The organism is Jatrophihabitans sp., assembly GCF_036389215.1.
In the GTDB taxonomy this organism is placed as follows: Bacteria; Actinomycetota; Actinomycetes; order Mycobacteriales; family Jatrophihabitantaceae; genus Jatrophihabitans_A.
Window position 1 is genome coordinate 1 of sequence record NZ_DASVQG010000261.1, and the last position, 15,998, is coordinate 15,998.

Annotated in this window: 17 protein-coding genes and 1 pseudogene; 11 read left to right on the top strand and 7 right to left on the bottom strand. The window is 70.8% G+C overall.

All coding sequences use genetic code 11. From position 1 onward, the window contains the following. The 4 genes from VF542_RS14590 to VF542_RS14605 all read left to right on the top strand — a co-directional run. The coding region (locus tag VF542_RS14590) for a dihydrofolate reductase family protein (protein WP_408652432.1) at positions 1 to 716 on the top strand (716 nt) is incomplete at its 5' end. Between the two features lie 103 nt (positions 717 to 819). Next, complete coding sequence (locus VF542_RS14595; protein ID WP_408652433.1) at positions 820 to 1,890, top strand: ATP-dependent DNA ligase; 1,071 nt, start codon at positions 820 to 822, stop codon at positions 1,888 to 1,890. A gap of 293 nt (positions 1,891 to 2,183) precedes the next feature. Continuing rightward, positions 2,184 to 3,797 carry an alpha/beta hydrolase gene (locus VF542_RS14600; RefSeq protein ID WP_408652434.1) on the top strand — a complete coding sequence of 538 codons (1,614 nt, stop codon included), beginning with the start codon at positions 2,184 to 2,186 and terminating at the stop codon, positions 3,795 to 3,797. Positions 3,798 to 3,812: 15 nt separating this feature from the next. Beyond that, on the top strand, positions 3,813 to 4,646 hold the full coding sequence (locus tag VF542_RS14605; protein WP_408652435.1) for an EamA family transporter: 834 nt from the start codon (positions 3,813 to 3,815) through the stop codon (positions 4,644 to 4,646). Between the two features lie 74 nt (positions 4,647 to 4,720). On the opposite strand, the gene VF542_RS14610 is transcribed toward VF542_RS14605, so the two are convergent. Beyond that, positions 4,721 to 5,116, bottom strand: a complete 396-nt coding sequence (locus VF542_RS14610) for a type II toxin-antitoxin system VapC family toxin (RefSeq protein ID WP_408652436.1) — start codon at positions 5,114 to 5,116, stop codon at positions 4,721 to 4,723. Continuing rightward, the gene (locus tag VF542_RS14615; protein ID WP_408652437.1) at positions 5,113 to 5,379 is read right to left on the bottom strand and encodes a FitA-like ribbon-helix-helix domain-containing protein; all 267 of its coding nucleotides are present in this window, start codon (positions 5,377 to 5,379) and stop codon (positions 5,113 to 5,115) included. The genes VF542_RS14610 and VF542_RS14615 overlap by 4 nt, the downstream gene beginning before the upstream one ends. An 86-nt stretch (positions 5,380 to 5,465) precedes the next feature. Between VF542_RS14615 and VF542_RS14620 the strand changes: the two genes are divergently transcribed. Then, positions 5,466 to 6,023, top strand: a complete 558-nt coding sequence (locus VF542_RS14620) for an AAA family ATPase (RefSeq protein ID WP_408652438.1) — start codon at positions 5,466 to 5,468, stop codon at positions 6,021 to 6,023. Positions 6,024 to 6,028: 5 nt separating this feature from the next. Here the strand turns inward: VF542_RS14620 and VF542_RS14625 are convergent, their stop codons facing one another. After that, a complete protein-coding gene (locus tag VF542_RS14625) occupies positions 6,029 to 6,910 on the bottom strand; it encodes a DUF5996 family protein (RefSeq protein WP_408652447.1) in 882 nt (293 codons plus the stop codon). A gap of 29 nt (positions 6,911 to 6,939) precedes the next feature. After that, complete coding sequence (gene ligD / locus VF542_RS14630; RefSeq protein WP_408652439.1) at positions 6,940 to 7,992, bottom strand: non-homologous end-joining DNA ligase; 1,053 nt, start codon at positions 7,990 to 7,992, stop codon at positions 6,940 to 6,942. A 62-nt stretch (positions 7,993 to 8,054) separates the two neighbouring features. Here ligD and VF542_RS14635 point away from each other — a divergent pair, with 62 nt between their 5' ends. From VF542_RS14635 to msrB, 3 genes are all read left to right on the top strand, one after another. Then, positions 8,055 to 8,852, top strand: a complete 798-nt coding sequence (locus VF542_RS14635) for a maleylpyruvate isomerase family mycothiol-dependent enzyme (RefSeq protein ID WP_408652440.1) — start codon at positions 8,055 to 8,057, stop codon at positions 8,850 to 8,852. 87 nt (positions 8,853 to 8,939) lie between these two features. Further along, a complete protein-coding gene (locus VF542_RS14640) occupies positions 8,940 to 9,176 on the top strand; it encodes a hypothetical protein (protein WP_408652441.1) in 237 nt (78 codons plus the stop codon). A gap of 49 nt (positions 9,177 to 9,225) precedes the next feature. Then, on the top strand, positions 9,226 to 9,642 hold the full coding sequence (gene msrB, locus VF542_RS14645) for a peptide-methionine (R)-S-oxide reductase MsrB (RefSeq protein WP_408652442.1): 417 nt from the start codon (positions 9,226 to 9,228) through the stop codon (positions 9,640 to 9,642). Between the two features lie 114 nt (positions 9,643 to 9,756). Here msrB and hemQ read toward each other — a convergent pair whose 3' ends face one another. From hemQ to hemE, 3 genes are read right to left on the bottom strand one after another with little or no spacing between them, the layout of a single operon-like run. Continuing rightward, positions 9,757 to 10,452, bottom strand: coding sequence for a hydrogen peroxide-dependent heme synthase (gene hemQ / locus VF542_RS14650; protein ID WP_408652443.1), 696 nt, complete (start codon positions 10,450 to 10,452; stop codon positions 9,757 to 9,759). A 5-nt stretch (positions 10,453 to 10,457) separates the two neighbouring features. Continuing rightward, entirely contained in the window at positions 10,458 to 11,861 is a 1,404-nt protein-coding gene (gene hemG / locus VF542_RS14655; RefSeq protein ID WP_408652444.1) for a protoporphyrinogen oxidase, read from the bottom strand. 2 nt (positions 11,862 to 11,863) lie between these two features. After that, positions 11,864 to 12,931 carry a uroporphyrinogen decarboxylase gene (gene hemE / locus VF542_RS14660; protein ID WP_408652445.1) on the bottom strand — a complete coding sequence of 356 codons (1,068 nt, stop codon included), beginning with the start codon at positions 12,929 to 12,931 and terminating at the stop codon, positions 11,864 to 11,866. A gap of 131 nt (positions 12,932 to 13,062) precedes the next feature. Here hemE and VF542_RS14665 point away from each other — a divergent pair, with 131 nt between their 5' ends. The 3 genes and pseudogenes from VF542_RS14665 to VF542_RS14675 form a co-directional block, all read left to right on the top strand. Continuing rightward, the gene (locus tag VF542_RS14665) at positions 13,063 to 13,698 is read left to right on the top strand and encodes a DUF3000 domain-containing protein (protein WP_408652446.1); all 636 of its coding nucleotides are present in this window, start codon (positions 13,063 to 13,065) and stop codon (positions 13,696 to 13,698) included. Then, positions 13,688 to 15,094: pseudogene (locus VF542_RS14670) on the top strand (ribonuclease D); the annotation flags it as partial. The gene VF542_RS14665 and the pseudogene VF542_RS14670, both read left to right, overlap by 11 nt. A 514-nt stretch (positions 15,095 to 15,608) precedes the next feature. Then, on the top strand, positions 15,609 to 15,998 hold a 390-nt coding region (locus VF542_RS14675; RefSeq protein WP_408652448.1), incomplete at its 3' end, for a beta-ketoacyl synthase N-terminal-like domain-containing protein.

Sequence of the window (15,998 nt, forward strand, 5' to 3'; positions counted from 1 at the left end):
ACGCCGAGGGCTGGCTGCCCGAGGGTGGCGTCCGGGTCAACTTCGTCAGCAGTGTCGACGGTGCCGCCGCCGCGGCGGGGCTGTCCCGAGGCCTGCAGACGCCGGGCGACAACGCGGTGTTCGCGGCGCTGCGGGATCTGGCCGACGTGATCCTGGTGGGGGCCGCGACCGCCGCCGCCGAGGGTTACCGGCCGAGCAACCCCTCGGCGCGGCGGCGGGCCATCCGGGACCGGCTGGGGCTGGCGGAGGCGCCGGCGATCGCGGTGATGACCTCCAGCCTGCAATTGGACCTGTCCGCCGAGCTGTTCTCGGCGGCCGAGCACGCCCCGACCCTGGTGATCACCGGTTCGGCGGCGCCGATCGGCGCCCGCAACGACATCATCGACCTGGCCGGCACCCAGACGAAGCTGCAGCTGGTGGAGGCTCCGTCCGGCCCGGACGGCGGGGTCGACTTCCTGGCAGCGATCGCGTCGCTGCGCGAACTGGGTTACCAGCGGATCCTCTGCGAGGGCGGCCCCCGGCTGTTCGCCGCCGGGGTGGCCAGCGGCGGCGTCGACGAGCTGTGCCTGACGGTGTCGCCGATGCTCACCGGCCCGGACGGCCCTCGGATCGTCGCCGGCGAGCCGTGGCCGGCGCAGCTGAGCCCCCGGCTGGAGTTGACCGGCCTGCTCACCGAGGGCGGCGCGCTGTTCTGCCGGTACCTGATCACCCGCTGAGCGCGACTGGCCACCCTGACGCCGCGGCGGGCGGGCCACCCTCACGCGCGGCGGGCGGGCCACCCTCACGCGCGGCGGGCGGACCACCGGTCACACTATGCCGATGAAGCTGCCCGTCCTGCCGCCCGTGTCCCCCATGCTCGCCAAGTCGGTGACCGAGATCCCGCCCGGTGCCTCCTATGAACCCAAGTGGGACGGCTTCCGCTCGATCGTCTTCCGCGACGGCGACGAGGTCGAGTTCGGCAGCCGCAACGAGCGGCCGATGACCCGGTACTTCCCTGAGCTGATCGAGGCGGTGACGGCCCAGTTGCCCGAGCGCTGCGTGATCGACGGCGAGATCGTGGTCGCCACCGGTGCCGGCCTGGATTTCGACGCGCTGCAGCAGCGTATCCACCCGGCCGAGTCCCGGGTGCGGCTGCTCAGCAAGCAGACCCCGGCCTCGTTCATCGCCTTCGACCTGCTCGCGCTGGGGGATCAGGACTACACCGGCCGGCCGTTCACCGAGCGACGCGCGGCGCTGGAGGGCGCGCTGGCCGGCGTCACCGCGCCGATCCACCTGACCCCGGTCACCGTCGACCTGCAGGTGGCGCAGCGCTGGTTCACCGAGCTCGAGGGAGCGGGCCTCGACGGCGTCGTCGCCAAGCCGCTGACGGGCACCTACGAGCCCGACAAGCGCGTCATGTTCAAGATCAAGCACGAGCGCACCGCTGACTGCGTGGTGGCCGGCTACCGGCTGCACAAAAGCGGCCCGGACGCGGTCGGCTCACTGTTGCTGGGCCTGTACGACGAGGGCGTGCTCAAGTCGGTCGGCGTCATCGGCGCGTTTCCGCTGGCCCGGCGCCGGGAGCTGTTCCAGGAGCTGCAACCGCTGGTGACCACCTTCCAGGAGCACCCGTGGAACTGGGCGGCGCACGAGGCCGGTGAGCGAACCCCGCGCAAGGCCGAGACCTCGCGCTGGAACGCCGGCAAGGACCTGTCCTTCGTGCCGCTGCGCCCCGAGCGGGTGGTGGAGGTCCGCTACGAGCACATGGAGGGCGACCGGTTCCGCCACACCGCCCAGTTCAACCGCTGGCGACCTGACCGGACGCCCGAGTCGTGCACCTACGAGCAACTCGAGCAGCCGGTGACGTTCAAGCTCGGCGACATCATCAGCGGGCTGGGCGAGCCGCGCTGATTTCCGGCTCCGGACGCAGGAACACGCCAGTGTGACATCGAATGCACCGGTGAACACTTCACCGTGTGTGACGTCAAGTCGGACGGCTACGGACGTGCGGCTCGACTGGTACGTCGAAGCCGATCCATCCAAATCCAGTGCACAGCCTGTACGCGGGACCGCGCCTAAGGGCTCATCGGAGGTAGCAGGGCCAGCGATCCAGGCATGGATGGCTGGCCCTTGCCCTCGCCTGTGACATCAAGCTCGATGACGTCGTTACCGAACCGGGTGAGCCGCTCGGTTAGCCTCGACGGGTGCAGTCCACTCGCCTCGTCACCCGCCTCTCAGCACTCGCCGCCGGCGTGGCGCTGCTGGCCAGCGCCGCCTGCACCTCGACCAAGCGGCCCACCGCACCGGCCACCACGGCCAGTTCGGGGGCCAGTTCGGGGGGCGGTTCCGCGGCGAGCACCGGGGCCGGCACTACCTCGGCCAGCTCAGCACCGAGCGAGCCGGCCGCCCACATCGCCTTCTCCGACTGCAGCCGGCAGTTCCAGGCCGCCGTCAGCTCGGCCAAGGCCAAGACGATGCAGTTCTCCTGCGGAAAGCTCGCGGTTCCGCTGGACTACAGCCAGCCCGACGGCGACACCGCCGACATCTTCGTCGTCCGGGTCCGCAGCAACCACCAGAGCCAGCGGATCGGTTCGCTGCTGGTGAACCCCGGTGGTCCGGGCGGCTCGGGGATCAACCTGGCGGCCGGCCTGGTCGGCGCACTGAGCGACACGGTGTTCGACCACTTCGACCTGGTGGGCTTCGATCCCCGCGGAGTGGGGCTGTCCGAACCGGTGCAATGCATCAGCGACCAGCAGAAGGACCGGCTGGCCGCCGCCAACCCGGACGTCCGCACCGCGGCCGGCCGCACCCAGGCCCGGACCGCCTCCGATGCGGTCGTCAAGTCCTGCGTCGCCAAGTACGGATCGGCGCTGGGTCACTTCAACACCGAAGAGACCGCCCATGACATGGAGCTGATCCGGCAGGCGGTGGGTGACACCAAGCTGAACTACCTGGGCTTCTCCTACGGCACCCGGCTCGGGGCGGCCTACGCCCACCAGTTCCCCACCCGCATCCGGACGGCGGTGCTGGACGGGGCGGTCGACCCGGTGGCCGATGAGCTGACCGTGAACGAGCGGCAGACCAAGGCCTTCGAGGACGCCTTCGACCAGTTCGCAGCCGACTGCCTGAAGCGGCCGGCCTGCGCGGCGCTGGGCAATCCGCGCTCGGCGGTGCTGTCGCTGATGGCCAGCGCCGACCAGGACCCGATCCCTGGCAAGGGCGAGACCGCCAGCCGGCGCGCCACCGGCGGCATCGTGCTGATCGGGGTCGCCTCCGCGCTGTATGACCAGTCGCAGTGGACCGACCTCGGCCAGGCGCTGAGCGCCGCCCGCGACGGCGACGCGAGCAAGATCATCGCGTTGTCGGACCAGTACCTGGAGCGCGATCCCGAGACCGGGCACTACTCCAACATCATGGACGCCAACCTCGCGGTCAACTGCAACGACTCCACCCTGCAGATCACTGACAAACTGGTCGCCACGATGGCCGCCAAGTGGATCCCGAAATACCCGATCTTCGGACGCAACGCGGCGGCCTCGCTGTACTCCTGCCACTCCTGGCCCCGGTCGGAGCACCCGTTGCCACCGGCGTCGGCACCCGGCGCGCCGCCGATCCTGGTGATAGGCACCGTGCACGACCCGGCCACCCCGTTCGCGGCGACCGCCGTACTGGCCAAGGCGCTGGGCTCCGGGGTGGTGCTGACCTGGAACGGTGAGGGCCACACCGCGTACCCCAAGACCGCGTGCATCACCGGCAAGGTCGACAGCTACCTGGTCACGGCCAAGCCGCCGGCCGGCGACAGCTGCCCGCGCGACTGAGGCGAACTTCTGCACATGGCGGTTCTCTTCGCGCTGCTCGCTGCCGCCGTGTACGGGGTGAGCGACTTCATCGGCGGCCTGGCGTCGCGGCGCAGCCCGGCCATCACGGTGTTGCTGGTCAGCTACCCGATCGGTGCGGTGCTGATGGCTGCCATGCTGCCGGTGTACAGCGGCCCGATCTCGGCGGGCACGCTGGCCTGGAGCGTGGCCGGCGGTGCTGCCGGCCTGATCGGGGTGGCGCTGCTCTACTCCGCGCTCGGCCAGGCCCCGATGAACGTGATCTCGCCGGTGACGGCGGTGATGTCGGCGGTGGTGCCGGTGGCGGCCGGGGTGCTGCAGGGCGAGCGGCCGCACCTGCTGGCGTGGCTGGGCATCGTGCTCGGGTTGCTGGCGGTGACGCTGATCTCGCGCCAGCCCGTTGATCACCCGCACGGGCCGATCGGCTGGCGGCCGCTGACGATGGCGGTGCTCGCCGGAGTCGGGTTCGGGTCCTACTTCATCTGCCTGGCCGGCACCGACCCCGACTCCGGCATGTGGCCGGTGGTGCTGTCCCGGCTGGTGTCGGCGCTGCTGGTGGTGCCGCTGGCCGCCGTCGCCAGCGGCTTCGTCCGGATGCCCCGGCCGGTGCTCGGCCTTGCGATCCTGGCCGGCGTGCTGGACGCCGCCGCCAACCTGGCCTTCCTGCTGGCCAGCCGGCACGGCCTGCTGTCGCTGTCGAGCGTCATCACCGCGCTCTACCCGGCCGGCACGGTGCTGCTGGCGGTCCTGGTGCTCAAGGAGCGCACCGGCGGAATCCAGCGGGTCGGGCTGGGCATCGCCGCCGCCGCGGTCGTCCTGCTGACCCGCTGAGCCCCGCGGTGCGACAGCTGGTGGCTAAAGCCGGCCCGGCTCGCCTGCGAGGTCCCAGGCGCTCGGCGGACTGGTCACAAGGCCAGGCGTATCTCACATCGCACATCAGGAGCATGGCTCAGCCGCTCGTCGGCTGTGACCAGAGCGCACTCGTACAGTTCCGCCGCGGCCACGTAAGCCGCGTCGTAACCAGTGAGGTTGTCCCGCAACTGCCACATCCGACTCAGCAGCGGCGCGGTTCCCAGAACGTCTATGGTCGTCTCAGCCATCGCGGCAATCGCGTCCGCAGCTCGCTGTTCGCTGATCTTCCGCCCCAGATACCGACCCCGTATCGCGGAGAACACCTCCACCACCAGGTGCTCCGGCGCCGCCCAGTGCAGGTCATCGGCGAGCTCGTCCCGGCTGCGGGCACCCATCGGGCCGTCATCGGTCAAGGCGTTCGCGAGCACCGAGGCGTCCACAACTATCATCGTGGATCGCGCGACGCCGCTAATCGGCCCTCGCGATCAGCTCGCGCGAGGTCAAGGGCGTCGGTTACCTCGGCGGCTGACAGTCGCGACCCGTCTGTTCGCTCGGCGAAACGCTGCACGATCGCCAGGTTCGCCGATCGCTCCGCTTCCTCCGTGACCAGTGCCAGCAGGAACGACTGCAGCGACTGTCCTCGTGCCGCGGCGCGATCTGCAAGCCTTCGGCGGACGTCGTCTGGAACATCGCGGATCTGCAGCGCAACCATGCATGCATTATACATGCATGCTCTGGGAAGGTGCTGCGGCCAGGAATCCATCCCGCTCACCGTCTCGGCGGCCGTACAGTACCCGGGTGCCCAGCCTGATCGTTCTCAACGGGCCGCCGGGCATCGGTAAGTCCGAGCTGGCGCGTAGGTATGTCGGTGACCATCCGCTCGCGCTGAACCTCGACATCGACGTGGTCCGTGAGCTGCTCGGGCAGTGGGCTCAGTACCGGGAACAGGCCGGCCTGCTCGTCCGGCAGCTCGCGCTCGGGATGGCACGCGCCCATCTGCTCGCCGGTTTCGACGTGGTGATCCCGCAGTATCTGGGCCGGCTGCGGTTCCTGGAAGAGCTCGACGCGCTGGCCGGCGAGCTCGGCATCGTGCTGCGCGAGTTCGTGCTGCTCGACACCAGGGAGAACTCGCTGAGTCGCTGGGCAACCCGCCAGGCGCTGGACCCGACCGCCGGGCCATCGACCGAGGCCGCCGACCTGCGCAACGAAGAGCTGACCGGCGAGCTGTACGACAGGCTGCTCTCGGTGCTGCAAGCACGCCCGGCCGTCGTGGTGATCCGGTCCGAAGAAGGCAGGCCGGCGGCTGCCTACCAGGCGCTGCTGGACGGCTTGGATATGCCGGGTGGCGGTACCTGAATCGATCAGGCCCGCGGATGGCGCAGCGTGTCGATGTCCCACCCGGCCCGGCGCGCCCCCGCCTGGTAGGCGCTCTCCAGGAACTCCAGGACCGCGGCCCGCGGGTCGGCACCGGCGCGGGCGTCGTCGTAGCGCAACAGCGCCAGATGCGAGTCGCCCCTGGCAACCCAGACCGCCTCGTCGGGACGCAGCGACTCCTCGGTCAGCCCGGCAGGCTCCGGGGCGGTGTAGCTGTAGAACGCCGGCTCACCGAAGCTGTCGTCGCCGAACCAGAACCCCGCGCTGATGACCTCGTGCGAGTAGGCCTCCCGGGTGACCGGGTCGGCGCCGGCCGGGATGTCAGCCGGGCGGCCTGAGAACCGGGTGACCGCGATGTCCATGGTGTGCCAGAAGTGGTGCACCGGACTGGTCTTGGCGTAGCTGCGACCGGCGAACTCCTCCAGCACCAGCGACACCTGCCCGAGGATCTGCCAGTACCGGTTGGCGTGCTGTGGCACGTAGGTCGCGTGGTGGGAGTCCTCGGCGAAGGGCGTGCGGTCGGCCAGGTCGAACGGCTCCGGATGGGTGATCGACACCTGGTGGCCGAGTGAGCCGAGAGCGTCCAGCAGCTGCTCGTAGAACCCGGCCACCGACAGCTCGGTCAGCGGGAACGACACCCGCTGCCCGGTGCTGGACTCGACCCGCAGCAGGTGTTCGACGAAGTCGAAGTCGATCGTGAAGAAGGTGTCGAGGCCCATCGGCCGGGAGGTCAGGCCGCGCGCGGTCAGGTGGAACGGGACGTTCCACCAGTGATTGCGCAGCGGGCTCTGGGCCAGGCGCACCTTGCCGGCGATCTGCAGGAAGCGGTGCAGCGTCTCTTTGGTGTCCTGCCACTCGGCAAGCGGCATCGGCGGGAACAGCACTGCCTACTCCTCTTTCACTCGACGCGTTTCTCCTCGACGCGTTCGCCGTGCTCGTCCCAATGGGCGGCCACCCTCTTCGACGGTTGCACCCGGGGCGGCTCGCCCTCCATCTTCGGGAAGTTCGGCGGGTACGGGGCATCGCCCTGCCCCAACTCGTGCTCGTCGCGCTCGGACCAGTTCAGCAGCTCGGAGATGTCGAACACCGCGTCGTCGATGCCGGCGTGCAGGTCGCCCAGCTCGGCGAACCGGGCCGGCATGGTGGCCATCGTGAAGTCCTCCATCCGGACCTCGGGAAGCTCGTCCCAGCTGATCGGCGCCGACACCAGCCCGGTCGAGGCCCGGATCGAGTACGCCGAGGCGATGGTGCGGTCCCGGGCGTTCTGGTTGTAGTCGATGAAGATCTGCTGGCCGCGTTCCTCCTTCCACCACTTGGTCGTGACCAGCTCCGGAGCCCGGCGCTCGACCTCGCGGGCGAAGGCCAGCGCCGCCCGGCGAACCTGGGTGAAGCCGTGCTCGGGGTGGATCCGCAGGTAGATGTGCAGTCCCTTCGAGCCCGACGTCTTGGGCCAGCCGGTTGCCCCGAGCTCGTCCAGCAGCTCCCGCACCACGCCGGCCACCACCACCGCGTCGGCGAAGTCCGTTCCCGGCTGCGGGTCCAGGTCGATCCGCAGCTCGTCCGGGCGCTCGGTGTCGGCCCGGCGCGAGTGCCAGGGGTGGAACTCCACGCTGGACATCTGCACCGCCCAGATCACGCTGGCAAGCTCGGTGACGCAGAGTTCGTCGGCGGTGCGCCCGGACGGAAAGCGCACCTGCACCGTCTCGACCCAGTCCGGGGCGCCCTTGGGCAGCCGCTTCTGGTAGATCCGCTCGCCGCCGGTGCCGTCGGGAAACCGGTGCAGCATGCACGGCCGCTCCCACAACGCCCGCACGATGCCCTCCCCCACCGCGAGGTAGTACTCGGCCAGGTCGAGCTTGGTGGCACCGGTGGCCGGAAAGTACACCCGGTCCGGATTCGTGAGCTTGACGATCCGGTCTCCCACTTCGAGTTCGGTGAACGGCGATGCCATAACCGCACGGTACTGATAATCCGATGCGGAGTGTCGGACCCGGCCGCTAGTTTCCACCCGTGATGACGACACCCCACACCGCCGGCGGGTTCGAACCGCCGGCCGAGTTCGATCCGCTGGCCGAGATCGCCGAGCACAGCGCCGGGCTGGCCCGCGCCGCCGAGAACAACCTGGAGGCGCCGGTCGAGCACTGTCCCGGCTGGACGGTGGCCGACCTGGTCTGGCACGTCACCGAGGTGCACTGGTTCTGGTCGACCGTGGTCGCCGGGCTGCTGCCCGCGCCGGTCGAGGACGACAGCGGGCCCGACCGGCCGGCTCCCGAGGAGTTGATCGCCCGGTTCTCCGCCGGCGCCGAGCACCTGGTGCGCGTGCTGGCCGCAGCCGATCCGGCCGCCGCCTGCTGGACCTGGGCGACCCAGCAGAACGCCGGCTTCGTGCTCCGGCACCAGGTGCAGGAGGCGGCGGTGCACCACTGGGACGCCGAGCACGCGGCCGGCCGCGACATCGAGCTGGGAATGGCGATGTCGGTCGACGCGATCGAGGAGTTCCTGACGTTCTCACTGTCCACCGTGGACGGTTACCACCCCGAGGTCCCGGAGCCGAGCCTGGACGGTGCTCTGGTGCTGAGCGCCAGTGACGCCGGCATCGACTGGACGATCACCGACGACACCCTGCCCGGCACGCTCAAGTTCAGCACCGGCGCCGGCGAGCCCGGGCTGCCGAGGATCTCCGGCACCGCCTCGGACCTGCTGCTGTGGCTCTACGGCCGGGTGCCGCTGCCGGTCACCGCGGGCTCGGCCGGCCAGCTGGCCGCCGAGGAGCTGGTGGCCCGGTTCCGAGGGGAGACCTTCACCGACTGACCTACCTCCGACGCCTGACAACTGATTCCGGGCTGGTATCTGAGCCCATGCCTGACATCGAAACCGGAAACAAGGCATGCTGTGCAGGTGGATGAAGAACTGCGGCGGCCATCGACCACCGGTCGGCACATCGTCTATGTCGATCCCAAGCTGGACCGGCCGGTGAGCCCTTACTCCCCCGAAGGGGAGATCAAGATGATGGGTGACTTCGCGGCCGGACTGAGCCGCCGCGGCGCCGTCTCGCGCCCGATGGCGATCTTGCTGGTCGCGCTGATCCTGGCCCCGATCGTGCTCAGCGTGCTGGCGATGCTCACCGGTTGGTAGTCAGGTTGTAGCCACGCCGCGGCGTGGCGGCGCTGCGTATTGTTGAAGTATGACTACCGACCAGACCAGCCCGCGGGTCGTCAAGACCGACGAGCAGTGGCGCGCCGAATTGACGCCGGCGGAGTATGCGGTGCTGCGCAAGGCCGGAACCGAGCGGCCCTACACCGGCGAGTACACCGACAACCACAAGACCGGCGTGTACTCGTGCCGGGCGTGCGGCGCCGAGCTGTTCCGGTCGGACCAGAAGTTCGACTCGCATTGCGGCTGGCCCAGCTTCTTCTCCCCGCTGGCCGGTTCAGCCATCGTCGAACGAGTCGACAACACCCTCGGCATGCGCCGGGTCGAGGTGCTGTGCGCCAACTGCCACAGTCACCTCGGGCACGTCTTCGAGGGCGAGGGCTACGACACCCCCACGGACCTGCGCTACTGCATCAACTCCATCAGCATGCGGTTCGCCGAGGCCTGAGCTCCCGTACCGGCCCGGCTGGCCGCGATCGGTGGCCCCGTTGCAGGGACGACTCGCCGTGGCCACCCTGCTGGGCGGCCAACGATCCATGGCTGGCGCCCGCGCCGCTGAAGGTCAGGGCAGCAACTCGACCAGCTCGGCCATGCTGCGCCGGGTCCCGGTGTAGAACGGCACCTCCTCGCGCACGTGCCGCCGGGTCTCCGAGCCGCGCAGGTGCCGCATCAGGTCCACGATCCGGTGCAGCTCGTCGGCCTCGAACGCCAGGATCCACTCGAAGTCGTTCAGCGCGAAGGACGCCACCGTGTTGGCCCGGACGTCGGGGTAGTCGCGGGCCATCTTGCCGTGCTCTGCCAGCAGCGCCCGCCGCTCCTGGTCCTCCAGCAGGTACCACTCGTAGGAGCGCACGAACGGGTAGACGCAGACGAACCGGCGCGGCTCCTCCTCGGCCAGGAACGCCGGGATGTGGCTCTTGTTGAACTCGGCCGGCCGGTGCAGGGCCATCACCGACCAGACCGGCTGGAGGTGGCTGCCCAGCCGGGTGCGCCGGAACCTGCTGTAGGCCGTCTGCAACTGCTCGGCGGTCTCGGCATGCCACCAGATCATCAGCTCCGCGTCGGCCCGCAGCGCCGAGACGTCGTAGGTCCCGCGAACCGTGACATCGGAGCCGGCCAACTCGGCGAACAGCTCCTCGACCTCCGCGGCCAGTCCGTGATGCCGGTCCTCGCCCAGCGGCTGGCTCACCGTGAACACCGACCAGGCGGTGTAGCGGATCACATCGTTGAGTTCGCGAGCCTGCTTGCCATCGACCATGGCTGTCATTCTCCTGATCGCCGCAGGCCGGACAGCACCCGGTCGGCGGCACTGTGAGCTGAACCGATGCAGGCCGGGATGCCCACCCCGTCATAGCTGGCCCCACAGACCGCGAGCCCGGGCACCCGCCGCACGTCCGCCCTGATCCGAGCCACCCGCTGCAGGTGGCCCACGGCGTACTGGGGCAGGGCGCCACCCCAGCGCTGGACATGGCTGTCGACCGGCTCGGCCGTCACGCCGGTGATCCCGGCCAGTTCCCGGCGCACCACCGCCACCAGCTCGGCGTCGCTGCGTTGCAGCGCCTGCTGCTCGCCGGCCCGTCCCAGCGAGGCGCGTAACAGCACGACGCCGGACGCGACCCCGGATTCGGAGCCCACTCCGGGCCACTTCTGGGACGAGAACGTCATCGCCTTGACTGCCAGGCCCTCGACCGCGGGCACCAGGACGCCGCTGCCCGGTGGCAGCGCACCCGGTGCCAGGCCGGTGAAGGCCAGGGTCACGATCACCATGCCGGCGGTCTCGATCGAGCTCAGCTCGGCGGCAGCGACCGGAGCCACCTGGGCCAGCAGCACCGCTGCCTTGCCAGCCGGCACCGCCACCACCACCGCGTCCGCCGCCAGCCGCTGGCGGCTGGGTACCGCGCCGAGTGCCAGCTCGAACCCGGTCGCGGTCCGGCGCAGCTCCCGGACCGGCGTCGACGCCCGTACCTCGAAGCCGCCGGCGGCTGCCAACCGCTCGGGCAACCGGGCCAGCCCACCGGTGAGGCTGGCGAAGACCGGCCCGGGAGCCGGCGTGCCGACGGCCGCCGCGGCTGCCAGCAGCAGCGAGCCGCCGGTCCGCAGCCTGCTCGCCAGTGCCGGGATCGCCGCCTGCAGCGAGAGCTGCCGGGCCTGGCCGGCGTAGACGCCGCCGAGCAGCGGATCGACCAGCCGGTCCACCACCTCGTCGCCGAACCGCCGGGCCACCAGGTCCCCTACCGAGATGTCCTCGGTGAGCGGTGGGTACGGCCCGCCGTCCGGCTCGCTCTCGATCGCCGCCACCGCCTGCGCGCTCAGCACCCCACTGGCCCGCACCGCCGCCACGTCGGCCGGTACCCCGATCAGCGTCCGGGCGGGCAGGCTGTGATTGGCACCCCGGCTGCGCAGCAGCGCCGCCGTGCTCAACGGCGAGATCAGCGCCGGCCCGAGGCCGGCGTCGGTGACGGCCCGGACACCCTCAGGACGGCGGGCCAGCATCGCCTCGGCGCCGACATCGACCCAGGCGCCGGCCACCTGGACGCGGCGCAGCTTGCCACCGACCCGGTCGCTGCCCTCCAGCAGCACCACCTCGGCGTCCGGGCGGGCTCGCGAGATCTCGGCGGCGGCACTCAGCCCCGCGATACCGCCGCCGATGACGGCAACCGTGGGCATCGCTACAGCGAATGGACGAGTGCGACGACCCGAGTCAGCACGTCGGGATCGGTGTCGGGCAGCACGCCATGACCGAGGTTGAAGATGTGGCCGGGGGCCCGCCGGCCCTCCTCGACGATCCGGTGGACCGCGCGCTCGATCACCGGCCAGTCCGCCAGCAGCACCGCCGGGTCCAGATTGCCCTGCACCGCGGTAGCACCGCCGATCCGCCGGGCCGCGACGTCGAGCGGGAGGCGCCAGTCGACGCCGACCACCGAGGCGCCCGCCGAGCGCATCAGGTCCAGCAGCTCGCCGGTGCCCACCCCGAAGTGGATCTTCGGGATCCGGTGGCCGGCCAGTTCGGCGAACACCGCCTGCGAGTGCGGCAGGACGTACTCGGCGTAATCGGCGGCCGAGAGCCCCCCGACCCAGGAGTCGAAGAGCTGGACCGCCGTGGCCCCCGCCTCGATCTGGACCCGCAGGAAGGTCGCCGAGATCTCGGCCAGCCGAGCCAGCAAGGCGTGCCAGACGGCGGGGTCGGAGTACATCAACGCCTTCGTCCGGGCGTGCTCCTTGGACGGGCCGCCCTCGATCAGGTAGCTGGCCAGGGTGAACGGGGCGCCCGCGAAACCGATCAGGGGCACATCGCCGAGTTCGGCGACCAGTTGCCGCACCGAGATGGCGATATCGGGGATGTCCGCTTCCTCCAGCCGGCGCACCGCTGCCACATCCGCGGCGGTGCGCACCGGATGCGCCACCACCGGCCCGGTGCCGGGCACGATCTCGATCTCGAGGCCGACCGCCACCAGCGGCACCACGATGTCGGAGAAGAAGATCGCGGCGTCCACGCCGTGCCGGCGGACCGGTTGCAGGGTGATCTCGGTGACCAGGTCCGGCGTCCGGCAGGACTGCAGCATCGACGTGCCGAGCCTGAGCTTGCGGTACTCGGGTAGCGAGCGGCCGGCCTGGCGCATGAACCAGACCGGCGGGTGGGCGACCTGCTCACCGGCCGCCGCGCGTGCCAGTAAGGAAGCGGTGGCCCGGCCGTCGGGTGGCTGCACGTCGGTGATCTTCATGTCGGTGGGCGTCATCGCCCTCCATGGTCGCACGCGGGCCGGGGCGCGGCGCGCCTCACGCGGTGCGGTTGGCCGCCGTGCAAAGTTCTCTTCGCGCACCTGGCGAATGCGCGCACACTGGTACTCAGAAAGGGACCCGCACGCTCATGTTGCCCGACTCCGGCTTTTCCGCGGACGGCCAGCCCGCTGCCGAGAGCAGCGTGGACGCCGACGCGGTACCGAGCAGTGCCCCAGAACCATTTCGCACCGCGGTCAGCAGCCTGCTGGCCACCACCGTACGGTCGCAGGCCCAGGTCGAACGGATCAGGCCCCCGCAGCGGCTGGCACCCTGGACCTTCGCCGTCGCGGTGGACATCTTTCCCAGCGCGCACAGCTCGACCAGCGGCCATGACTCGGCCACCGGACGGCTGGTGGTGCTCTACGACCCGGACGGCAGCGAAGCCTGGGACGGCGAGATCCGGCTGGTGGCCTACGCCCAGGCCGACCTGGCGGCTGACATGGCCGGTGATCCGCTGCTGCCGGCCGTCGGCTGGAGTTGGCTGACCGAAGCACTGGAGCAGCGGGAAGCGGCGCACACCGCGGTCGGTGGCACCGTCACCCAGACCACCTCGACCCGGTTCGGTGACGTGCACGGCCCGCGCAGCACCACCCAGCTGGAGCTGCGCGGTTCCTGGACCGCCACCTCCACCGACCTGTCACCTCACCTGCTGGCCTTCGTGGACCTGCTGTGCGTCGCCGCCGGCCTGCCGCCGGAAGGTGTGGCCGTTCTCGGTGACCGCTGACGGAATGGATTCCGACACCGGAGCCGGCGGCACGCCGTCGGCCGCCTCAGAATCCCCCGAACCGGCGGCGGACATCTCCGAGCCGGTGACCGCTGAACCGGCATCGGAATCCCCCGAAGCGGCGGCCTCGGAGTCCGCTGAACCGGCGGCGCAACCCCCCGAAGCGGCGGCCTCGGAATCCGCTGAACCGGCGGTGCAGTTGTTGCGGACCCCCCGCGACGGCACCCCCCGGCCGCTGACCACCGAGGCCGAACTCGCCGAGGCGGCGGCCGGGCTGGCTGCCGGGCACGGTCCGGTGGCCATCGATGCCGAGCGCGCCTCGGGATACCGATACAGCCAGCGGGCCTACCTGGTGCAACTGCGCCGAGCCGGTTACGGCACCGTGCTGATCGACCCGATCCCCTTGCCTGACCTCAGTTCGATCGACCGGGCGCTGGGCGACGCGGAGTGGATCCTGCACGCCGCCTCGCAGGACCTGACCTGCCTCGCCGAGCTCGGCATGCGCCCGCGCCGGCTCTTCGACACCGAGCTCGCCGGCCGGCTGCTGGGTTCGGAACGGGTCGCGCTAGGCACCATGGTCGAGCAGTACCTGGGCATCTCGCTGGAGAAGGGCCACTCCGCGGCCGACTGGTCGACCCGGCCGCTGCCGTCGGACTGGCTGAACTACGCCGCCCTGGACGTCGAGCTGCTGATCGAGCTGCGCGAGGTGCTGGTGACCGAGCTGAAACGGACCGGCAAGCTCGAGTGGGCCGAACAGGAGTTCGCGGCGGTGCTCAACGCCGGCCCGGCCGTGCCCCGCAGCGATCCGTGGCGCCGTACGTCAGGCATCCACAACCTGCGCAGCCGCCGGCAGCTGGCAATGGTCCGGGCACTGTGGCAGGCCCGGGACCGCCTCGCCGCAGAGCGCGACGTCGCGCCCGGCCGGACGCTGCCCGACGCCGCCATCCTGGCCGCGGTGAAAGCCAACCCGAAGAGCGTGTCCGACCTGGGCAACGTCACCATCTTCAACGGACCACGGCAGCGTCGGCTGGCCAACTACTGGTTCAGCGCGCTCAACGAGGGCCGCGAGACCCCGGATGACCAGCTGCCATCACTCGCACAGACGACTGCCGACCCGGATGCGATGCCGTCCCCGGCCCGCTGGCGCGAGAAGGACCCGGCGGCGGCCCGGCGGCTCGTGGCGTGCAAGCAGGTGGTCAACGAGATCGCCGCCCAGCACCAGCTGCTGAGTCAGAACCTGCTGGCCGGCGACGTGATTCGCCGGCTGGCCTGGCGCTCGGTCTCACCGGCGACCGAGGACAACGTCCGGGCCCGGCTGGCAGAACTCGGGGCCCGCCCGTGGCAGGTCGATCTGCTCGCGAGCCGGTTGCTGTCAGCCTTGGTCGCACCGCCGCCCGCGTTGGCGGACCCGGCGTTGGCGGACCCGGCGTTGTCGGACCCTGGGTTGTCGGACCCGGCGTTGTCGGACCCTGGGTTGTCGGACCCGCCCGCCGAGGACCCGCCCGGCTGATGACCGCGATCGGTGGCCGTCTAGCAGGGCGACACGCCGCCTCGGCAGCTGCCACCAGGCCAACGATCAGCCACCGGCACCTGCCAACGAACCAACGAACCCAACGAACCCAACGAACCCCGCAAGAACCCAAGAGCGAGCCCCGTCGGGCAGATCACAGCAATCTGCCGCAGCGCGCAGGTCCCGCTGCCGGTAAAGTGTCAAGTTACCCGTCGGTAACCACGGCCGACCGGCCCGCCTCCAGGAGTCCGCTGTGACCACACCCGCCACCACGGCCAGCCCGGCCAGCGCCGCCACCACGGCCAGCCCGGCCAGCCCCGCCGCCACGGCCAGCCCCGCCACCACGGCCAGCCCCGCCGCCAATCCCACCCAGCGCCGGCCGGCCCGGCCGGTACATGACGTGGTGTTCGTCGACGGTGCCCGCACCCCGTTCGGCAAGGCCGGCAAGGGCATGTACGCCGAAACCCGCGCCGACGACCTGATCGTCGCCGTCATCCGGGAGCTGCTGCGCCGGCATCCCGAGATACCCCCGGAGCGGATCGACGAGGTGGCGATCGCGGCCACCACCCAGATCGGTGACCAGGGACTGACCATCGGCCGGGTCGCGGGCATGCTGGCGGGACTGCCCAAGTCGGTACCCGGCTACGCCATCGACCGGATGTGCGCCGGCGGGATGACCGCGGTCACCACCATCGCGGGCTCCATCGCCTTCGGTGCCTATGACCTGGCGATCGCCGGTGGCGTGGAGCACATGGGCCGCCATCCGATGGGTGAGGGCGCCGACCCCAAC

Bases quoted from the DNA above. Each gene is read 5' to 3' on its own strand.
- VF542_RS14595 (WP_408652433.1), top strand. From the start codon at position 820: ATGAAGCTGCCCGTCCTGCCGCCCGTGTCCCCCATGCTCGCCAAGTCG.
- VF542_RS14605 (WP_408652435.1), top strand. From the start codon at position 3,813: ATGGCGGTTCTCTTCGCGCTGCTCGCTGCCGCCGTGTACGGGGTGAGC.
- VF542_RS14610 (WP_408652436.1), bottom strand. From the start codon at position 5,116: ATGATAGTTGTGGACGCCTCGGTGCTCGCGAACGCCTTGACCGATGAC.
- VF542_RS14615 (WP_408652437.1), bottom strand. From the start codon at position 5,379: ATGGTTGCGCTGCAGATCCGCGATGTTCCAGACGACGTCCGCCGAAGG.
- VF542_RS14625 (WP_408652447.1), bottom strand. From the start codon at position 6,910: ATGCCGCTTGCCGAGTGGCAGGACACCAAAGAGACGCTGCACCGCTTC.
- ligD (WP_408652439.1), bottom strand. From the start codon at position 7,992: ATGGCATCGCCGTTCACCGAACTCGAAGTGGGAGACCGGATCGTCAAG.
- VF542_RS14635 (WP_408652440.1), top strand. From the start codon at position 8,055: ATGACGACACCCCACACCGCCGGCGGGTTCGAACCGCCGGCCGAGTTC.
- msrB (WP_408652442.1), top strand. From the start codon at position 9,226: ATGACTACCGACCAGACCAGCCCGCGGGTCGTCAAGACCGACGAGCAG.
- hemQ (WP_408652443.1), bottom strand. From the start codon at position 10,452: ATGGTCGATGGCAAGCAGGCTCGCGAACTCAACGATGTGATCCGCTAC.
- hemG (WP_408652444.1), bottom strand. From the start codon at position 11,861: ATGCCCACGGTTGCCGTCATCGGCGGCGGTATCGCGGGGCTGAGTGCC.
- hemE (WP_408652445.1), bottom strand. From the start codon at position 12,931: ATGACGCCCACCGACATGAAGATCACCGACGTGCAGCCACCCGACGGC.
- VF542_RS14665 (WP_408652446.1), top strand. From the start codon at position 13,063: ATGTTGCCCGACTCCGGCTTTTCCGCGGACGGCCAGCCCGCTGCCGAG.